The following is a 15,087-nucleotide window of genomic DNA, read 5'->3' on the forward strand; positions in this document are numbered from 1 at the left end:
ACTTGTTCGTTATTTTAACCAAACTTGATAGCATAAGCCCACTATATTTTTACAGGAATGAGAGATGGATCGTATTTTTATTGAAGAATTAGTGGTCTTCGCACAAATCGGCGTATATGACTGGGAGCAACAAATCAAGCAAAAGCTTGTTTTTGATTTGGAAATGGCATGGGATTGTCAAAAAGCTGCAGAAACGGATGATGTACAATACTGCCTCAATTATGCCGAAGTCAGTCAATTTATTTTAGACTATGTGCAAGCTAAGCCATTTTTATTGATTGAGCGAGTGGCTTATGAAGTAGCAGAACAATTACAACAACGTTTCGGGATTTCATGGTTACGTCTTAAATTAAGCAAACCGAAAGCCGTTGCTCAAGCAAGTAATGTGGGGATCATTGTAGAGCGCGGTGAGTTGAAATAATCGCTGAAAATTGACCGCACTTTGGAAATATCAAACCAAAGTGCGGTTAATTTTTTAAGTGTTTTTTAATGCCAAGCGAAATGCTCCAATTCCGCTTTTTAGCACAAGAATACTCAATATCATACTTGCCAATGGGTCAACCCATAACCATCCCAGAAAATAGGTACTGAGACCCGAAAGTATAGCAATAATGGAACCAAATAAATCGGTGAGTACATGTAGATACGCTGCTTTAATATTGAGATTATCATGATCGCTGTTCAACATTATCTTTGCAACGAAAAGATTCACCAATAATCCTAGAGATGCCACGCCAAGCATTGGTAATGCCATCATCTCGATGGGATTTTGCCAGCGTTGAATGGCTTCAACTAAAATCATCAATGCCACAACAATCAATGAGCCGCTATTAAGTAGGGCAATGTATCTTTGTTTTTGAGTAGATAGAAACAACGCTAGCAAGGCTAAAAATAACGATAAACTATCATTTGCCATGTGTCCCGCATCAGCCATGAGTGCCAAGCTGTTAAACCAATACCCCCCAAGAAATTCAATGATCATAAAGCCTGTAATGACGATAAAACTGAATGCCAAAATTTTTTTATTTTGTGGAATATGGTCGTGATACTCATGAGCGTGCTCGTGATGTTCATGAGAATGATGGTGAGACATATTGCTCCTCATTGTGTCTTTGATTAACTTGGGATAAAGTATAAAGTCCGTAGTAACTACAAGGTCAAGGCTTGATTTTAAAAAAATGAAAATTAATGAACTCAGCAAACAAAGCGGTATTCATTTAGAAACGATTCGGTATTATGAAAAAATGGGCTTAATGCCGGAGCCTAAACGGCTGGCAAATGGTTATCGAGATTATGATGAAGCCAGTTTGAAACAATTAAAGTTTATTAAAACCTGCCGAGCGTTAGATTTTAGCTTGGCCGAAATTAAATTTTTTAATGAGATGAAAACGCAACAATCTCAACATTGTGAAGTGGATAGTATGTTGGCAAAACATTTGGTTTCAGTCGAAGAAAAAATTGCCGAGCTGACTGAAATTAAACATTTCCTACAAAGTTTAATTACCGAAGATGATCATCAAGCTGCAGATTGTAAAGCCATGGCACAATTAAAAGCCTATTAAGTGCGGTCTAAAAAATATCAAAAATCCGCACGTTGATGTGCGGATTGGTCACTATTCCGGATCATCCGTAAAGGCATTGTTTCGGAATATCGGCACAAAGGTTGCGAGATACAGTACAAACACGATAGCAATTAAAATAGCCGGAATCGCGATAAAAAACAGCTCGTCCACATACATTAAACAAGCTCGCGAAAGCGCTGCGGTAAAAAGACAAAGCACGGCAAGGCGACAGAGTTTTGGGTAATCCAGTTTCGTAAAGCCACTATGCCATAATCCCGCAGTGAGCCAAATCATCATCATACTGCCGAGAATACCGCCGAGTGTCACCATGTGTAATGGATCGGCAGTAGGTTCATCAATTAATTTATTTATGCCAATCCATAAATAACCAATCGCGGCGAACAGTTGAAGGAAATAATAAGTGCGTACATAATGTTTACGTAGCAGTTCGTGATGATGTAATTCGCGTAACTTGGCAAGCAAGATAAAGCCAACGGCAAAGGCTGTAAACGCGGCTGTTTGCGCAGGCAACCAAAGCTCTGCTGCCGCATGAAGTAATAAAAATGTAATCGCGATATTTTTATACACGACATTCGGGATAAATACAGGATCTTTCAATGTACTTTCTTTCAGTGCCTCTGCGCCTAATAGAATGCTGACTCGAATTGATACAAACATCACTGCCGCCATATTCAAATGCACCTGTGCCCGCAATAATTTCAGACTATCAGTCATGGCGTAAGCTGTCTGACAAACCATAAATGCTGCAAGTAACATCAGTAAAGTAAAATTGTCGGTATTGCGATCCAACCAAAACAGCCAAGCACAAAAGAGTAACAACGCGAGCCAATAAGCAGCCACTAAAAACGAGGCGGTTTGCGGGGAAAATGGCAATAACATCAATCCTGCAAGCAAGAGCACTGCTAATATTGTCGCAATAGGTTTTAAATTGCCTTTGTAATTTGTCCATTCGAGCATGGAAGCCGTCAGAAAGCCGCCGTATGCGGCTGGTAGCATAAATTCTAAGAAAATTTTGCGGTGTAGGATGAGATCATCGGGGCTGATGAAAAAGCTCAAAGCACCAACAATCGCAAGAATGGCAGCACCAACAAAGAAGGGTCGCATCGGATGGGTAAAGAAATTATTCATAATAATGGATTCCTTGAAATTCGCATGCGACTACGGTTTCTTCAAAGGCTGAGTTACGTTCGGATAATGGCGTTGGCAAGGTAATCACATTTTGCACATCCATCCCTTTTGGAGAAAGCTGCATAATCTCTCGGCTTAATCGAGCTGCTTCAAAACGATCGTGCGTCACTAAAATGCAAGCCATGCCTTGCTGCTCAATTTTTTCCACTAACATAGCGGCTAAAATATCACGTAAATCACGATCCAAACCGACAAAAGGTTCGTCCAATAAGGCTAAATCACAGCCACATAGCAATAGACGCAAAAATGCCACGCGTTTTGCCATACCGCCCGATAATTCGGTCGGGTATTTATTCAAATCACCCGAAGAAAGCCCGATCTTTTCTGCCAGCGCAATGATTTCATTTTCATTAGGATTATCCATAAAAATGGCGATATTCTGCATGGCAGTGAGATTTTCTAATAGACGATTTTCTTGAAATAGAAACCCCGTTTTACGGAATGTATTATGGATTTCGCCTGATTTTGGTGTTTCTAAACCTGAAATTAAACGCAGTACCGTAGTTTTACCACAACCGCTTGGGCCGAATAAAGTTTTCACTTCGCCCGGTTGTAAATCCATACTGAAATCGCGCACGATGGGATCGCGGAGAATTTCAAAACGCACATTTTTTAAACTCAGCATTATCTTCTCCACGGCATAAATAGGATTTCCAATGGCTTGGTAATCAAATATTCAAAGAGTGAAACAAATACAATCACCAACAGCACATAAGCCATGACCGTTGACGTATCTAACATGGCTCTGGCATCGGCAATCTGTGCTCCCACCCCCTCATTGGCACCCAAAAGCTCTGCCATAATTACCACTTTTACGCCCATCGCAACCGCGACGCCAATGCTGGAAATTACATAGCCCGTGAGATGGGGAACATATAAATAGCGGATTTTTTTCCACAATCCGAGCTTGTACGCATCAAACAATTCTTCATGTTGTTTGTTTACACTTGCCATGCCCATGGCTGCACTGGCAAAGGTCAGCGGGGCGACTAATACGATAATGGTAAATAGTACACTTGGGTTGCCAAAGCCAAACCAAAATAATGCCATCACGACCCAAATAATTGGCGGCATAGCTAACAAAATCGTAATTACGGGTTTAAGCAATGCCATAGCCGTTTTAAAGCTGCCTGCAATCAACCCTGCGGCTAAGCCTGCGACTAATGCAATGGCAATACCCACCACAGAACGCCATAATGAAATACCGATTTCGTTTTGTTGGAAATGATCGAGCAAATCAAGGGCTTTTTGAAAAACATCCGCGGGAGCAGGCAGCATAAATTCACCAAATACTGAGCTGCCCCAAGCCCACAAGGCAACAACCATCATCGCCACACTCAAGCCAGTAAAGCCGCTCCAGAGGTAGTCGATGATGTAAAACAGGACAGGTTGTGGTTTACGGATTTTGTCAGTTTTAATCATGTTATGTGATTCAGTTTCCAATTAAGCCAAGAAGAATTTATCATCTGGTAATTTACCACCTAAGAGTTTTGGATTGAACTCCATCAAGGTTTCATAGAATTGCATGATTTCATTTTTCAGTTCACTGGCTTTAGTCACCGTTAAGCGCGCACCGTCTAAGCCCATTTCAATAGCGGCTTCTGGAGCAGGAAGATAATTAGCGCCAATTTCAGCCGCACTTTTGCGGTTAGCCATAATCCAGTTTAACGCATCACTTAAATCTTGGTGAAGTAGATCAAACTCCGCCTTGTGTGCGTGGAAGTATTCTTCGTTAGCAATAATGCCCGCCATTGGAATAAGTGGTTTAGTGTTAAATGCCTGTCCCCATTCTTTCACTAAATCAAAGCCACGTACAATCTCCGTACCGACAATTTTAGCTTTCTGCACAACGGCGCTCGCCATCGGTTCTGGCAAGATAGCCGTATGGAAATCTTTCAGTAAGAACAAACCAATTGCCTCAGTTGGCGTTGCTGCATAGGTGATATCCACTTTATTAATATCAATATTCAATTTTTTCAGTAAAGCTTGCAATACGATGTCAGGCATATCGTTTTTAAATGGCACTAGGATTTTTTTACCCACCAATTCTTGCGGTGAAGTAATAGCCCCACCTTTACACATCAACTGCGTAATCCCATTGGTGAGAATATTCACCATGCCAACTTGTTGCCCTTGATTGCGTAAATTCACGCCCACATTACTTGGGCTCATCATCACTTTAAATTGCCCACTAGCCACACCCGCACGCAGCTGATCAGGCGAACGCCAAATTTCCAATGCTACATCCGCTTGTTTGGCTAATTTACCTTGTGCTGCCGCCACCGCAATGGTCACGCTTGGCATCGCGGGTGCACCATAAATGGTAAATTGTTCTTTTGTTGCTGCAAAGAGAGAGGGCGACATGCCTGCTGCCGTAAGTGCTGCGCTCATTCTTAAAAAATCACGTCTATTCATTGTCATGGTTATCTCCTTATAATGAAACAAGTCTAATACTTGTATTTTGATAATAGTTTTCATTAATTATCTTACTAGCTGTGACTAAAGTAAAGAAAGACAAAAGTGCGGTTAGATTTTTAGGTGTTTTTAAATTCTTCTACTTTGTTAAGTCGTAGCTCCAATCCAACAACTTGAAGATTTCCTCTATTTCTACGCCATGATCTAACATAATCGTTAGCCAGTGAGTTTTGTTCATGTGGTAGGCGGGCAAGAAATTAGGTGATTGTCGCAAAATACTCACCATATCGGGTGGACATTTGAGATTGATAAAATCAGTCTCTCCTTCTTCTTTTAAACCAAGTTTAGTTTTACTGATCTTGCCAATAAGCGCATACCATTTCCCTTTGGCATTACCATGGCGCAAGATGGCATATTCGGGGTATTTTTCCCAAAGATATTCTGGCTGTGTCGCATATTGATTAGCCGCATAATCAAAGATTTGTTGTGCTTGGTGCATGGGTTACTCCTTGAATGATGAATGGAGTTATTATCAGTCGTAAAGCAGAGAAAAGAAAGACCGTCTGAAAATTGAATTTCAGACAGTCCTTGCTTTAGCCTTAAAAGAGCACACATATAAGTGCGATCGTTTCGTTGTCTATTTTTAACTACTCAGTCACATGGAAAACTTGTTTTTCAAATTCGTGTTTACCGATTTTGACAGTCAGCACATATTTGCCGATTGGATCTCGGTGGTCGAATGTCCAGCAGTTCATCATGTATTTACCATTTTCTAATGTTGGTCTGGTATAAGTGATAGTATGGAGTTTTTTATTTGGTGATGACACCACTTTTGCATTCTCAATCGAACTAGTGAATTCACTTTGGGCTTGAGCTTTAAAGGTTTCACTTACCGTTGCTTTTTTACCAAAATTCCCCGTTGCTACCCAACATACTTTCTCAGTTTTATTAGAACGAGAGGTTTCTTTTTTATTTAAATCAGGTGATGGCTCCTGAGTTCTATCAAACACCGAGAGATAAATAGTGGGCTCATTTGCAGTATCTTTAGCTGTGTCTTTTGATTCTGGTGCTACAGCAAATGTGCCAGTTGAGAATAAGGTCGCAATTAAAGCGAATGTTGAGATTTTTTTCATGTTAGATTCCTTTTTATATCATTATTTTATTGAACAATCATTATACCAAGGCATCCCATATCTGCCAGCATTAAATTGGATGAGCCAAATAAGAATGGATGAGTATTTGACGAAGGTTGTTCAAATTTTACTAAAATTTGTACTTTCTTTTTCACCCAAACCGTGTCTTTCCAGGCTAGCTCCGACACATCAACGTTGACATCATCTTGGCTTTCAATAACAAATTTAGCGCCTTGAATGGTGAAGCCCACAGGCAGCGAGCTGTTGATAATCCAACGTTCGACGGTGCCGACTTTAGCCGAAACATCAACACGACGCGGGTCAAAACGTTGTTTATTGATTAAGCCATTCGTGACATCCAATTCAAAGGTGCGTTCTTGGGCGATTTTACTTTCGAGCATAGCCGTGGCATCAGTATTAAATTGCTCATTCATTTTTTTACTGAATGCGGAGATTTCACCTTGTGGTCGAAGTTCTAAAACGGTGTTATCTGCAAAATCATTACCTGAACTGAACACATTTTTGATTTTGTCAAAGATACCACGTTTAGCACCGGAGATAAGCGATACACCTTCTCCTTCGCTTAAATTGACTAACACTTCGGCACGTTCTCCCGGTGCAAGAATGAGAGAATTAATCGCTTTACCTTGAGGTAGAAAACCTAAATCTTTCGCAATAAGTAACATCTCTTGCTCATTATCTAAACGGAGATCATAGGCTCTTGCTAATGAAGCATTGAGCAAACGCAAACGCACCCAGCCTCGAGGGACATCAAGATAAGGCGCTTCTTGACCATTAACGAGGAGACGATTACCGACAAAGTGCGGTTGATTTTGCTTAAATAATTGTAATCCGTCGCCGTTAAATTCCATATCTTGCAAGATTAATGGAATATCGTCCACACCATATTTGTGAGGAAGTTGTGATTTTAGGCTTTGATCATCTTCAATCAACCACATTCCCACAATGCCGCGATAGGTTTGATAAGCCGAGTTCGCCAGGGTCGCAGAGCGATACCAGCAAGTCGCGGCAGGTTGGTCAATTGGGATAATGGGTGCCCAAGATTCCCCTTTTTTGAGGACTTTTGCAGCACCACCAAATAATTCACCACTGGCTTGTAATCCCTGAATAGAGAGAGCAATACTTTGTGGCAAATTGTTGTGATAATTGAGTTTTGCAAAGGAACCCGATTTGATGCGAATAGTGGGGCCAAGATAATTGCCGTTAAAGCCCCATACACTGACACTATGGGAGCCATCTAACTTGTAGCCGGTTTCTTCCATGTTGAGAATAATTGGGCGGCCACGTTTTGTTTCCATCAACGGAGGAATGGTTAATTTTTCACGGGATGCTGCTAATACCGATTGAGGTGTGGCAGCAAGTGCGGTTGAAATTGCGGTAGTTTTTAATAATTGGCGACGAGAAAGACGCAACATATTATTTTCCTTGTGCAACTTCAGCATCGAGTTCGGCGATGCGTTTTTCCATTAAATCGTGGCAGTAAGAAGCGAGTTCGCGCACATTGTCTTTTGTGTATGCTGACACATCAATTGGCTCCATCATTTCACAAATCACTTTACCGTTATCCCAACGATTTAAATCAATTTTGTTATGCGTCGTCGAACACACAACAGGCACGATTGGTACGCCAGCTGCAATCGCTGCATGGAATGCTCCTGTTTTGAATGGCAATAAACCACGACCACGGCTACGTGTACCTTCAGGGAACATCCAAATTGACAGGTTGTCTTTATTGATACGACGAGCAAGTTCAGTCATGGTGCTGTGTGCTTTAGAACGATTTTCACGATCTAGGAGAATATTGCCGGTTACCCAATATAAAATGCCGAAAAAAGGAATCCAAATTAGGCTTTTTTTACCTACACTTACCGTACGAGGTAATACCATGTAAGAGATGGTCACCATATCGAAATTATTTTGGTGGTTACCGATATAAATACAACGCGGCATATTCTCTTTATTTTGTGGAAAGCGGTGTTCTACTTCTAAGCCAAATAAAGGGTATAAACGACCAAACCAGCGAGCCATAACGCCCACATTGCTTGGGTTTTTGAAACGAATAAAGGAATAGATCGTACCGAGCACACAAATTAAAATACAGCAAAGTGCAACGATGAGAATTCTGGCGATTTTTAACATAGAAAATACCTAATTAAAATTTTTGGAAAGTATAGCAAATTACACAAAAATGTGTGCTAATCTAATGAAAAAAATGACGGAATAGTTATGAAACCCATTTATTTTATTGCAGATCTTCATTTGAGCGAAACCCAGCCAGAATTAACCGCACTTTTTAACGATTTTATGCAAAACAAAGCACAAGAAGCGCAAGCGGTTTATATTTTGGGGGATCTTTTTGATTTTTGGATTGGTGACGATGAAACTTCACCTTTAATTTCACAAGTTAAGCAGCGAATTAAAAATCTTACAGAAAAAGGCATTGCTTGTTATTTCATTCATGGCAATCGAGATTTTTTAGTGGGAAAAAAATTTGCTCAAGATTGTGGTTTAACGTTATTGCCTGACTATTATTGTGTTGATCTTTATGGCGTGAAAACCTTAATTTGTCATGGCGATACCTTATGTGTTGATGATGTGAAATATCAACAATTTCGCCGAAAAGTGCATCAAAAATGGCGACAAAGATTGTTTTTATGTTTGCCATTAAAAGTGCGGTTAAAAATTGCAGAAAAAATCCGCGCGAAGAGTAAACAGGATAAGCAATATAAGGCGCTGGATATCATGGATGTGAATTTAGCGTTTACGGCACAAACAGTGAAAGAATTTGGCGTTAATCGGTTAATTCACGGCCATACACATCGAGAAGCCATTCATCAGGAGGAAACATACACGCGAATTGTGTTAGGCGATTGGCGAAAGGATTATGCCTCAATTTTGGAAGTGACAAAAAACGGTTATCGGTTTATTTAAACAAAAAGCACAGGATTAAACCTGTGCTTTTTTGTATTAAAACGTGCTAATTTTCAACCGCACTTTATTCTACGGTTACCGATTTTGCTAAGTTACGAGGTTGATCCACGTCGGTTCCTTTAATTAATGCCACATGGTATGACAATAATTGCATAGGAACGGTGTAGAAAATTGGTGCAATAATTTCATTCACTTTTGGCATGGTGATAATTTTCATGCCTTCGCTTGGTGTGAAGCCTGCTTCTTTATCAGCGAACACATAAAGCTGACCACCACGAGCACGTACCTCTTCAATGTTTGATTTCACTTTTTCAAGTAATTCATTATTTGGTGCGACCACGATAACCGGCATGTCTGCATCGATTAAGGCTAATGGACCGTGTTTTAATTCACCTGCCGCATAAGCTTCAGCATGGATATAAGAAATTTCTTTTAATTTCAATGAAGCTTCCATTGCGATAGGGTAGAACTCACCACGACCTAAGAAAAGTGCATGGTTTTTCTCTGCGAAGTCTTCTGCTAATGCTTCGATATCTTTATCAAATGCAAGGGCTTTTTCAACTTCAGCCGGAAGTGATTGTAACGCTTTTACAATTTCCACTTCTTGTTCGTTTGAGATATTGCCTTTTACTTTACCGATTGCAGTCACTAACATTAATAATGCAGCCAACTGAGTGGTAAAAGCTTTAGTTGATGCCACACCGACTTCAACGCCAGCACGTGTCATGAATGCAAGATCAGATTCGCGTACTAAAGATGAACTTGATACGTTACAGATCGTTAAGGCTGCCATGTAACCTTTTTCTTTTGCTAAGCGAAGTGCGGCAAGAGTATCCGCTGTTTCACCTGATTGAGAGATAGTCACTAACAAGCTATTTGGGCGAGTGACAAATTTGCGATAGCGGAATTCAGACGCGATTTCGACATCACAGCTCACGCCAGCAAGTGCTTCAAACCAGTAACGAGCAGTCATCCCTGCATTATAAGAGGTACCACAAGCCACAATTTGAATGTGTTCAACTTTTTCTAAAATTTCAGCTGCGCCATTACCAATAGCATCCACAATCACGTTGTTATGAAGGATACGCCCTTCCATGGTGTTGATTAATGCATTTGGTTGCTCATAGATTTCTTTTTGCATGAAATGGCGGAATTTGCCTTTTTCTGCTGCATCATTTTCAAGGTTAGACTCGTGTACTTCACGTTCTACTTTTTGACCATTCGCATCGTAAATATCCACGGTACGACGTGTGATTTCTGCGATATCGCCTTCCTCTAAATAGATGAAACGACGAGTTACGCTTAATAGCGCAAGTTGGTCAGATGCCAGGAAGTTTTCACCAATTCCTAAACCAATTACTAATGGGCTGCCTGAACGCGCTGCCACTAAATGTTCTGGATGCTCACGATCTAGTACAACCATGCCGTATGCACCAGTAAGTTGTTTTACGGTTTTTTGGACAGCTTCAAGAAGATTTGAGGCTGTACGCATTTCCCAATTAACAAGGTGAGCAATTACTTCGGTATCAGTTTGAGAATTAAACACATAACCACGTGATTTAAGTAATTCACGTAATTCTTCGTGATTTTCGATGATACCGTTATGGACAACAGCAAAGTTACCTGAAGTATGCGGGTGAGCATTGGCTTCAGAAGGTTCACCATGAGTTGCCCAACGTGTGTGCGCAATCCCTGTACCACCGATTAATGGTTTTACTGCAACGGCTTCATCAAGGGCTTTTACTTTACCTAAGCAGCGCACTCGGTGTAATTCATGGTTTGGATCCACAACAGCAACACCTGCAGAGTCATAACCACGATACTCTAAGCGGTGTAAACCATTAATTAAAATTTCTGCTACATCACGTTGTGCTACCGCACCAACAATACCACACATAGTTTTTCCTTATTTACTAAAATTAAAAGTCTTATTTTTCTGACCGCACTTTATGCCACATCTACACAAATTACTTCTACGCCTTGCGCCATTATGGCGTCTTTATCAGCCTGAGATAATTTGTTATCAGTAATCAGCACATCAATTTGCTGCCAGGTTAATTCCACATTTGGCATTTTTCTGCCAATTTTTTGTGATTCCACCATCACGATCACTTCGCGAGATACTTCAGCCATCACTTGGCTTAAGCGAACCAACTCATTAAATGTCGTTGTACCACGTTCTAAATCAATGCCATCGGCACCAATAAATAATTGGTCAAAATCATAAGAACGTAGCACTTGTTCGGCAATATTGCCCTGGAAGGATTCAGAGCGTGTGTCCCAAGTGCCTCCCGTCATTAAGAGTGTCGGTTCATTTTCGAGTGAACGTAATGCGGTGGCCACCGAAAGCGAATTCGTCATCACAACCAAGCCTTGCTTGCGATTAAGTTGTTTAATCAATGCAGCGGTTGTACTACCACTATCCACAATAATGCGATTGTGATCACGAATACGTTCTGCAGCTGCCTTTGCTAAGACTAACTTTCGTTGCGAAAGTTCATTATCTTGTTCTTCTTCGATGATTTCTTGTGGCATTAAAATGGCACCACCGTATTTACGAAGAAGGAAACCATTACTTTCTAATGCAGTGAGATCTTTTCGAATCGTCACTTCAGAAGTGTCAAATAATTGTACAAGCTGTTCTACACTGACTTCACCTTGTTCTTGCAGTAGCTGCATAATGGCATGTCTGCGTTGTTGGGTATTTCGGTGTTGAATATTTCGTTTCATTATTTATATTCCATAATAAGTTTCGGTTCGGAATTATATCGGCAAAATAATGATTGTAAAGCTAAAATTTAGGCAACAAAAAACCCTGACAAAGCAGGGTTCAATTAAAATTCGTTTTAAGACCAATTATTTGATTGCGTCTTTTAATGCTTTACCAGATACGAATGCTGGAACTTTAGATGCTGCGATTTTGATTTCTGCACCAGTTTGTGGGTTACGGCCAGTACGTGCTGCACGTTTGTTCACTTTGAATGTACCGAAACCGATTAATTGAACAGGTTCACCTTTTTTAAGGCTACCAGTGATAGCGGCTAAAGTAGCTTCTAATGCAGCTTTGGCTTGTTTTTTGTTTAATTCAGCTGCACTTGCAATTGCATCGATTAAATCTGTTTTGTTCATAAATTTGTACCTTCTGTTAAATTAAAATTGACTCTATTCAAATAAGCGTAGCTTTTAACTGCTACGGCTTGGGCAAGTCTAATCGAACTTGGCGGGAAATAAAAGCCCGATTTGCAAAATTTGTGACAAATCTCACGTTATTGCTCAATTTTTATACCAATGTTGGAGATTCCCTCCTGTTTAATCTCGTTTCGGAGGGATAAAATCAAGTCTATATCGCGTTTTTCACAGTCTTTGAGTAAGCGATAGATTTGCCATTGAAGGTCTAGCTCCTCTTCAATTTCTTCGCGAGCTTTTAGCTCGGTTTCAGAAAGATCACGATTTTCTTGAGTTTCTAACAAAGAACAAACCGTACCTAACGAAATTTGGCTAATTTGAATCGCTTTTTCAAGTGTTTCGCCAGCGATAATAGCATGCAACAATTCACCTAGCGCTTCACAAGCATCAAGAGCAGGTACCACACCAAAGAAGTCATATTCATTCACATCAGGAATAATCTCTTCGAGCTTCTCTAATTGGTTTTCGAAATTGATTTTCGCCCCTTTAACGGTTAGAAATTCCCACACTAAATTTAAAATGTTGTGATAGGTCTTTTCTGCTTGCTCCTGTTCGGTCATTTGACAAAACAGCGCAAAATTTGGTGCCATGCGTTCGCATAAGCAGGCCATAAAGGTCAGATGTTGCCAGCTTTCAACATTTTCCAGGCGCTTGTGAATTGGATTTCGCATTTTTTTCTCGCTTATTTATGATAGGCTTTTGAGAATTCATGAATGGCATCCACGAAGATTTTTGGTGCACTTTCTGGCACATCTTGGTGGATTCCATGACCTAAGTTAAATACATGGCCGCTGCCTTGTCCAAAATCAGCTAAAATTGACCGCACTTCTTGCTCAATACGCTCTGCAGGTGCATATAACACACTTGGATCCATATTGCCTTGTAGCGCCACTTTATGACCCACACGCGCTTTCGCATCAGCCAAATTAACTGTCCAGTCTAATCCTAGCGCATCACAGCCTGTATTAGCCATGGCTTCTAACCATAACCCACCGCCTTTAGTAAATAAGGTTACCGGTACTTTACGACCATCGTGTTCACGAATTAAACCATCAACGATTTTATGCATATATTGCAGAGAGAAGTCTAAATATTCACGATGACCTAATACACCGCCCCAGGTATCAAACACCATGACCGCTTGTGCACCTGCTTTGATTTGTGCGTTTAGGTATAAAATCACGGAATCCGCTACTTTATCTAATAAAAGATGTAAGGTTTGCGGTTCGGCATACATCATTTTTTTGATTTTATTGAAGGTTTTGCTGCTACCACCTTCAACCATATACGTTGCCAGTGTCCACGGGCTACCAGAGAAACCAATAAGTGGCACTTCGCCTTTTAGTTCGCGACGAATTGTGCGAACAGCATTCATCACATATTGAAGTTCGCCTTCAGGGTCAGGAATCGGTAAATTTTCGACCGCACTTTTGTTTTCAATTGGATGAGCAAATTTGGGGCCTTCACCTGCACCAAAACTTAAGCCTAAGCCCATTGCATCAGGAATAGTTAAAATATCTGAGAACAAAATAGCCGCATCTAAAGCATAGCGACGAAGTGGCTGTAAGGTAACTTCACAAGCTAAATCCGCATTGCGGCAAAGAGACATAAAATCGCCCGCTTCTGCACGTGTTGCTTTATATTCAGGCAAATAGCGTCCCGCTTGGCGCATCATCCATACGGGGGTCATATCCACAGGTTCACGTAATAAGGCTTTTAAATAACGATCATTTTTTAATTCAGACATGGGCTTTCCTTTATTTATTTTGTTCCGCTTTACAAAGCTCAAGCGTAGCATTAATTAATTTGAGTGCGATAGTACCTGTTGGCGGTAATTCTGGCAAGGGGGCAGTACTAGAAAACCATTGTGCATCATGCAGTTCTGTTTCTTGCAGTTGAATTTCTCCGCTGTCGTAATCAGCTAAAAAGCCCACCATTTGTGAATTAGGGAATGCCCAAGGTTGGCTACCGAAATAGCGAATATTCTTCACGCGAATACCAGTTTCTTCAAACACTTCACGATGAACGGCATCTTCGAAGGTTTCACCCACTTCTACAAAACCGGCTAGCGTGGTGTAAATACCTGCTTTGCCTGGCGTGTAATGGCGTTTATGGTTGGCTAATAAAATCTCTGTGCCACGGCGAACGGCGACAATAATCGAAGGGCAAATAACGGGATAAGTACGATAGCCACAACTTGTGCATTGAACCGCTAGCTCATCGTGAGTTTGTTCCGCTTTTTGACCGCACTTTCCGCAGAATTGGTGGGTTTTCAAAAAATGATTGATTTCCACGCCTCGGCTTAATAAATAAAAATCTTCAGTCGGTAAAGATAACAAACTCCGTAAGGAAAGGTATTCTCGTTCATCTTGATCATTTTCTGCCACAAGCCATAAAGGTTGTGATTTCCATTTCCCGAGCAACATTGCTTTTTGCGTTGTGAGGCCGAGTTCCTTTGCTGTTCCGAAAGGCAGATCATTTTCCTGCCAATAAAGTGTCGATCCTTTGGTGAGCAGCCAATATCCCTGATCTTCGGGCTGAATTGCATTCATATTTTTCTCTTTTTGTTTCAAAAGTGCGGTCATTATAAAAGGGATTTTTCGGAAAAACGAATTTAATTTCTGTGATAA

General features: G+C 40.7%; 18 protein-coding genes. 3 read left to right on the forward strand and 15 right to left on the reverse strand.

Going from position 1 to position 15,087, the window contains the following annotated elements:
• Positions 1-64: 64 nt before the first annotated feature.
• Complete coding sequence (folB, locus tag DPV85_RS00125; protein ID WP_049356175.1) at positions 65-421, forward strand: dihydroneopterin aldolase; 357 nt, start codon at positions 65-67, stop codon at positions 419-421.
• A gap of 54 nt (positions 422-475) precedes the next feature.
• Here folB and DPV85_RS00130 read toward each other — a convergent pair whose 3' ends face one another.
• Complete coding sequence (locus DPV85_RS00130; protein WP_111326314.1) at positions 476-1,093, reverse strand: cation diffusion facilitator family transporter; 618 nt, start codon at positions 1,091-1,093, stop codon at positions 476-478.
• Positions 1,094-1,178: 85 nt separating this feature from the next.
• On the opposite strand from DPV85_RS00130, the gene DPV85_RS00135 reads away from it, so the two are divergent.
• Complete coding sequence (locus tag DPV85_RS00135) at positions 1,179-1,562, forward strand: MerR family transcriptional regulator (RefSeq protein ID WP_111326316.1); 384 nt, start codon at positions 1,179-1,181, stop codon at positions 1,560-1,562.
• 51 nt (positions 1,563-1,613) lie between these two features.
• On the opposite strand, the gene DPV85_RS00140 is transcribed toward DPV85_RS00135, so the two are convergent.
• From DPV85_RS00140 to DPV85_RS00175, 8 genes are all read right to left on the reverse strand, one after another.
• A complete protein-coding gene (locus DPV85_RS00140) occupies positions 1,614-2,711 on the reverse strand; it encodes an NnrS family protein (protein WP_111326317.1) in 1,098 nt (365 codons plus the stop codon).
• Positions 2,704-3,396, reverse strand: a complete 693-nt coding sequence (locus tag DPV85_RS00145; protein ID WP_207798029.1) for an ATP-binding cassette domain-containing protein — start codon at positions 3,394-3,396, stop codon at positions 2,704-2,706. The genes DPV85_RS00140 and DPV85_RS00145 overlap by 8 nt, the downstream gene beginning before the upstream one ends.
• Positions 3,396-4,193: an ABC transporter permease gene (locus tag DPV85_RS00150; protein ID WP_111326319.1), complete on the reverse strand. Its 798-nt coding sequence runs from the start codon at positions 4,191-4,193 to the stop codon at positions 3,396-3,398. Before DPV85_RS00150 ends, DPV85_RS00145 begins: the two co-directional genes overlap by 1 nt.
• Positions 4,194-4,214: 21 nt before the next feature.
• Positions 4,215-5,192: an ABC transporter substrate-binding protein gene (locus DPV85_RS00155; protein WP_111326321.1), complete on the reverse strand. Its 978-nt coding sequence runs from the start codon at positions 5,190-5,192 to the stop codon at positions 4,215-4,217.
• A gap of 133 nt (positions 5,193-5,325) precedes the next feature.
• On the reverse strand, positions 5,326-5,685 hold the full coding sequence (locus DPV85_RS00160; protein ID WP_111326322.1) for an MmcQ/YjbR family DNA-binding protein: 360 nt from the start codon (positions 5,683-5,685) through the stop codon (positions 5,326-5,328).
• Between the two features lie 148 nt (positions 5,686-5,833).
• Complete coding sequence (locus DPV85_RS00165) at positions 5,834-6,319, reverse strand: PM0630 family protein (protein ID WP_111326324.1); 486 nt, start codon at positions 6,317-6,319, stop codon at positions 5,834-5,836.
• 26 nt (positions 6,320-6,345) lie between these two features.
• On the reverse strand, positions 6,346-7,755 hold the full coding sequence (locus tag DPV85_RS00170; protein WP_111326325.1) for a multicopper oxidase domain-containing protein: 1,410 nt from the start codon (positions 7,753-7,755) through the stop codon (positions 6,346-6,348).
• 1 nt (position 7,756) lies between these two features.
• A complete protein-coding gene (locus tag DPV85_RS00175; RefSeq protein WP_111326327.1) occupies positions 7,757-8,479 on the reverse strand; it encodes a 1-acylglycerol-3-phosphate O-acyltransferase in 723 nt (240 codons plus the stop codon).
• An 87-nt stretch (positions 8,480-8,566) separates the two neighbouring features.
• On the opposite strand from DPV85_RS00175, the gene lpxH reads away from it, so the two are divergent.
• Positions 8,567-9,271, forward strand: a complete 705-nt coding sequence (lpxH, locus tag DPV85_RS00180; protein ID WP_111326328.1) for a UDP-2,3-diacylglucosamine diphosphatase — start codon at positions 8,567-8,569, stop codon at positions 9,269-9,271.
• A 64-nt stretch (positions 9,272-9,335) separates the two neighbouring features.
• Here lpxH and glmS read toward each other — a convergent pair whose 3' ends face one another.
• From glmS to nudC, 6 genes are all read right to left on the reverse strand, one after another.
• Positions 9,336-11,168, reverse strand: a complete 1,833-nt coding sequence (glmS, locus tag DPV85_RS00185) for a glutamine--fructose-6-phosphate transaminase (isomerizing) (RefSeq protein WP_014064713.1) — start codon at positions 11,166-11,168, stop codon at positions 9,336-9,338.
• A 50-nt stretch (positions 11,169-11,218) separates the two neighbouring features.
• On the reverse strand, positions 11,219-12,001 hold the full coding sequence (locus DPV85_RS00190) for a DeoR/GlpR family DNA-binding transcription regulator (protein WP_070868558.1): 783 nt from the start codon (positions 11,999-12,001) through the stop codon (positions 11,219-11,221).
• Between the two features lie 126 nt (positions 12,002-12,127).
• Positions 12,128-12,400 (reverse strand): HU family DNA-binding protein, encoded by a 273-nt coding sequence (locus tag DPV85_RS00195; protein ID WP_005696943.1) that lies wholly within the window; start codon positions 12,398-12,400, stop codon positions 12,128-12,130.
• A gap of 137 nt (positions 12,401-12,537) precedes the next feature.
• Positions 12,538-13,128, reverse strand: a complete 591-nt coding sequence (locus DPV85_RS00200) for a YjaG family protein (protein WP_111326330.1) — start codon at positions 13,126-13,128, stop codon at positions 12,538-12,540.
• A gap of 11 nt (positions 13,129-13,139) precedes the next feature.
• Positions 13,140-14,204 carry a uroporphyrinogen decarboxylase gene (gene hemE / locus DPV85_RS00205; RefSeq protein ID WP_054419031.1) on the reverse strand — a complete coding sequence of 355 codons (1,065 nt, stop codon included), beginning with the start codon at positions 14,202-14,204 and terminating at the stop codon, positions 13,140-13,142.
• 10 nt (positions 14,205-14,214) lie between these two features.
• Positions 14,215-15,009, reverse strand: coding sequence for an NAD(+) diphosphatase (gene nudC, locus DPV85_RS00210; RefSeq protein WP_111326332.1), 795 nt, complete (start codon positions 15,007-15,009; stop codon positions 14,215-14,217).
• Positions 15,010-15,087: the final 78 nt, after the last annotated feature.

The organism is Haemophilus parainfluenzae (assembly GCF_003252725.1).
In the GTDB taxonomy this organism is placed as follows: Bacteria; Pseudomonadota; Gammaproteobacteria; order Enterobacterales; family Pasteurellaceae; genus Haemophilus_D; species Haemophilus_D parainfluenzae_L.

What these genes read in the sequence shown, in the direction of transcription:
- DPV85_RS00140 (WP_111326317.1), bottom strand. Translation starts at nt 2,711, where the DNA reads ATGAATAATTTCTTTACCCATCCGATGCGACCCTTCTTTGTTGGTGCT.
- DPV85_RS00170 (WP_111326325.1), bottom strand. Translation starts at nt 7,755, where the DNA reads ATGTTGCGTCTTTCTCGTCGCCAATTATTAAAAACTACCGCAATTTCA.
- DPV85_RS00175 (WP_111326327.1), bottom strand. Translation starts at nt 8,479, where the DNA reads ATGTTAAAAATCGCCAGAATTCTCATCGTTGCACTTTGCTGTATTTTA.
- DPV85_RS00165 (WP_111326324.1), bottom strand. Translation starts at nt 6,319, where the DNA reads ATGAAAAAAATCTCAACATTCGCTTTAATTGCGACCTTATTCTCAACT.
- DPV85_RS00195 (WP_005696943.1), bottom strand. Translation starts at nt 12,400, where the DNA reads ATGAACAAAACAGATTTAATCGATGCAATTGCAAGTGCAGCTGAATTA.
- DPV85_RS00190 (WP_070868558.1), bottom strand. Translation starts at nt 12,001, where the DNA reads ATGAAACGAAATATTCAACACCGAAATACCCAACAACGCAGACATGCC.
- DPV85_RS00160 (WP_111326322.1), bottom strand. Translation starts at nt 5,685, where the DNA reads ATGCACCAAGCACAACAAATCTTTGATTATGCGGCTAATCAATATGCG.
- folB (WP_049356175.1), top strand. Translation starts at nt 65, where the DNA reads ATGGATCGTATTTTTATTGAAGAATTAGTGGTCTTCGCACAAATCGGC.
- DPV85_RS00130 (WP_111326314.1), bottom strand. Translation starts at nt 1,093, where the DNA reads ATGTCTCACCATCATTCTCATGAACATCACGAGCACGCTCATGAGTAT.
- DPV85_RS00200 (WP_111326330.1), bottom strand. Translation starts at nt 13,128, where the DNA reads ATGCGAAATCCAATTCACAAGCGCCTGGAAAATGTTGAAAGCTGGCAA.
- glmS (WP_014064713.1), bottom strand. Translation starts at nt 11,168, where the DNA reads ATGTGTGGTATTGTTGGTGCGGTAGCACAACGTGATGTAGCAGAAATT.
- nudC (WP_111326332.1), bottom strand. Translation starts at nt 15,009, where the DNA reads ATGAATGCAATTCAGCCCGAAGATCAGGGATATTGGCTGCTCACCAAA.
- DPV85_RS00155 (WP_111326321.1), bottom strand. Translation starts at nt 5,192, where the DNA reads ATGACAATGAATAGACGTGATTTTTTAAGAATGAGCGCAGCACTTACG.
- lpxH (WP_111326328.1), top strand. Translation starts at nt 8,567, where the DNA reads ATGAAACCCATTTATTTTATTGCAGATCTTCATTTGAGCGAAACCCAG.
- hemE (WP_054419031.1), bottom strand. Translation starts at nt 14,204, where the DNA reads ATGTCTGAATTAAAAAATGATCGTTATTTAAAAGCCTTATTACGTGAA.
- DPV85_RS00135 (WP_111326316.1), top strand. Translation starts at nt 1,179, where the DNA reads ATGAAAATTAATGAACTCAGCAAACAAAGCGGTATTCATTTAGAAACG.
- DPV85_RS00150 (WP_111326319.1), bottom strand. Translation starts at nt 4,193, where the DNA reads ATGATTAAAACTGACAAAATCCGTAAACCACAACCTGTCCTGTTTTAC.
- DPV85_RS00145 (WP_207798029.1), bottom strand. Translation starts at nt 3,396, where the DNA reads ATGCTGAGTTTAAAAAATGTGCGTTTTGAAATTCTCCGCGATCCCATC.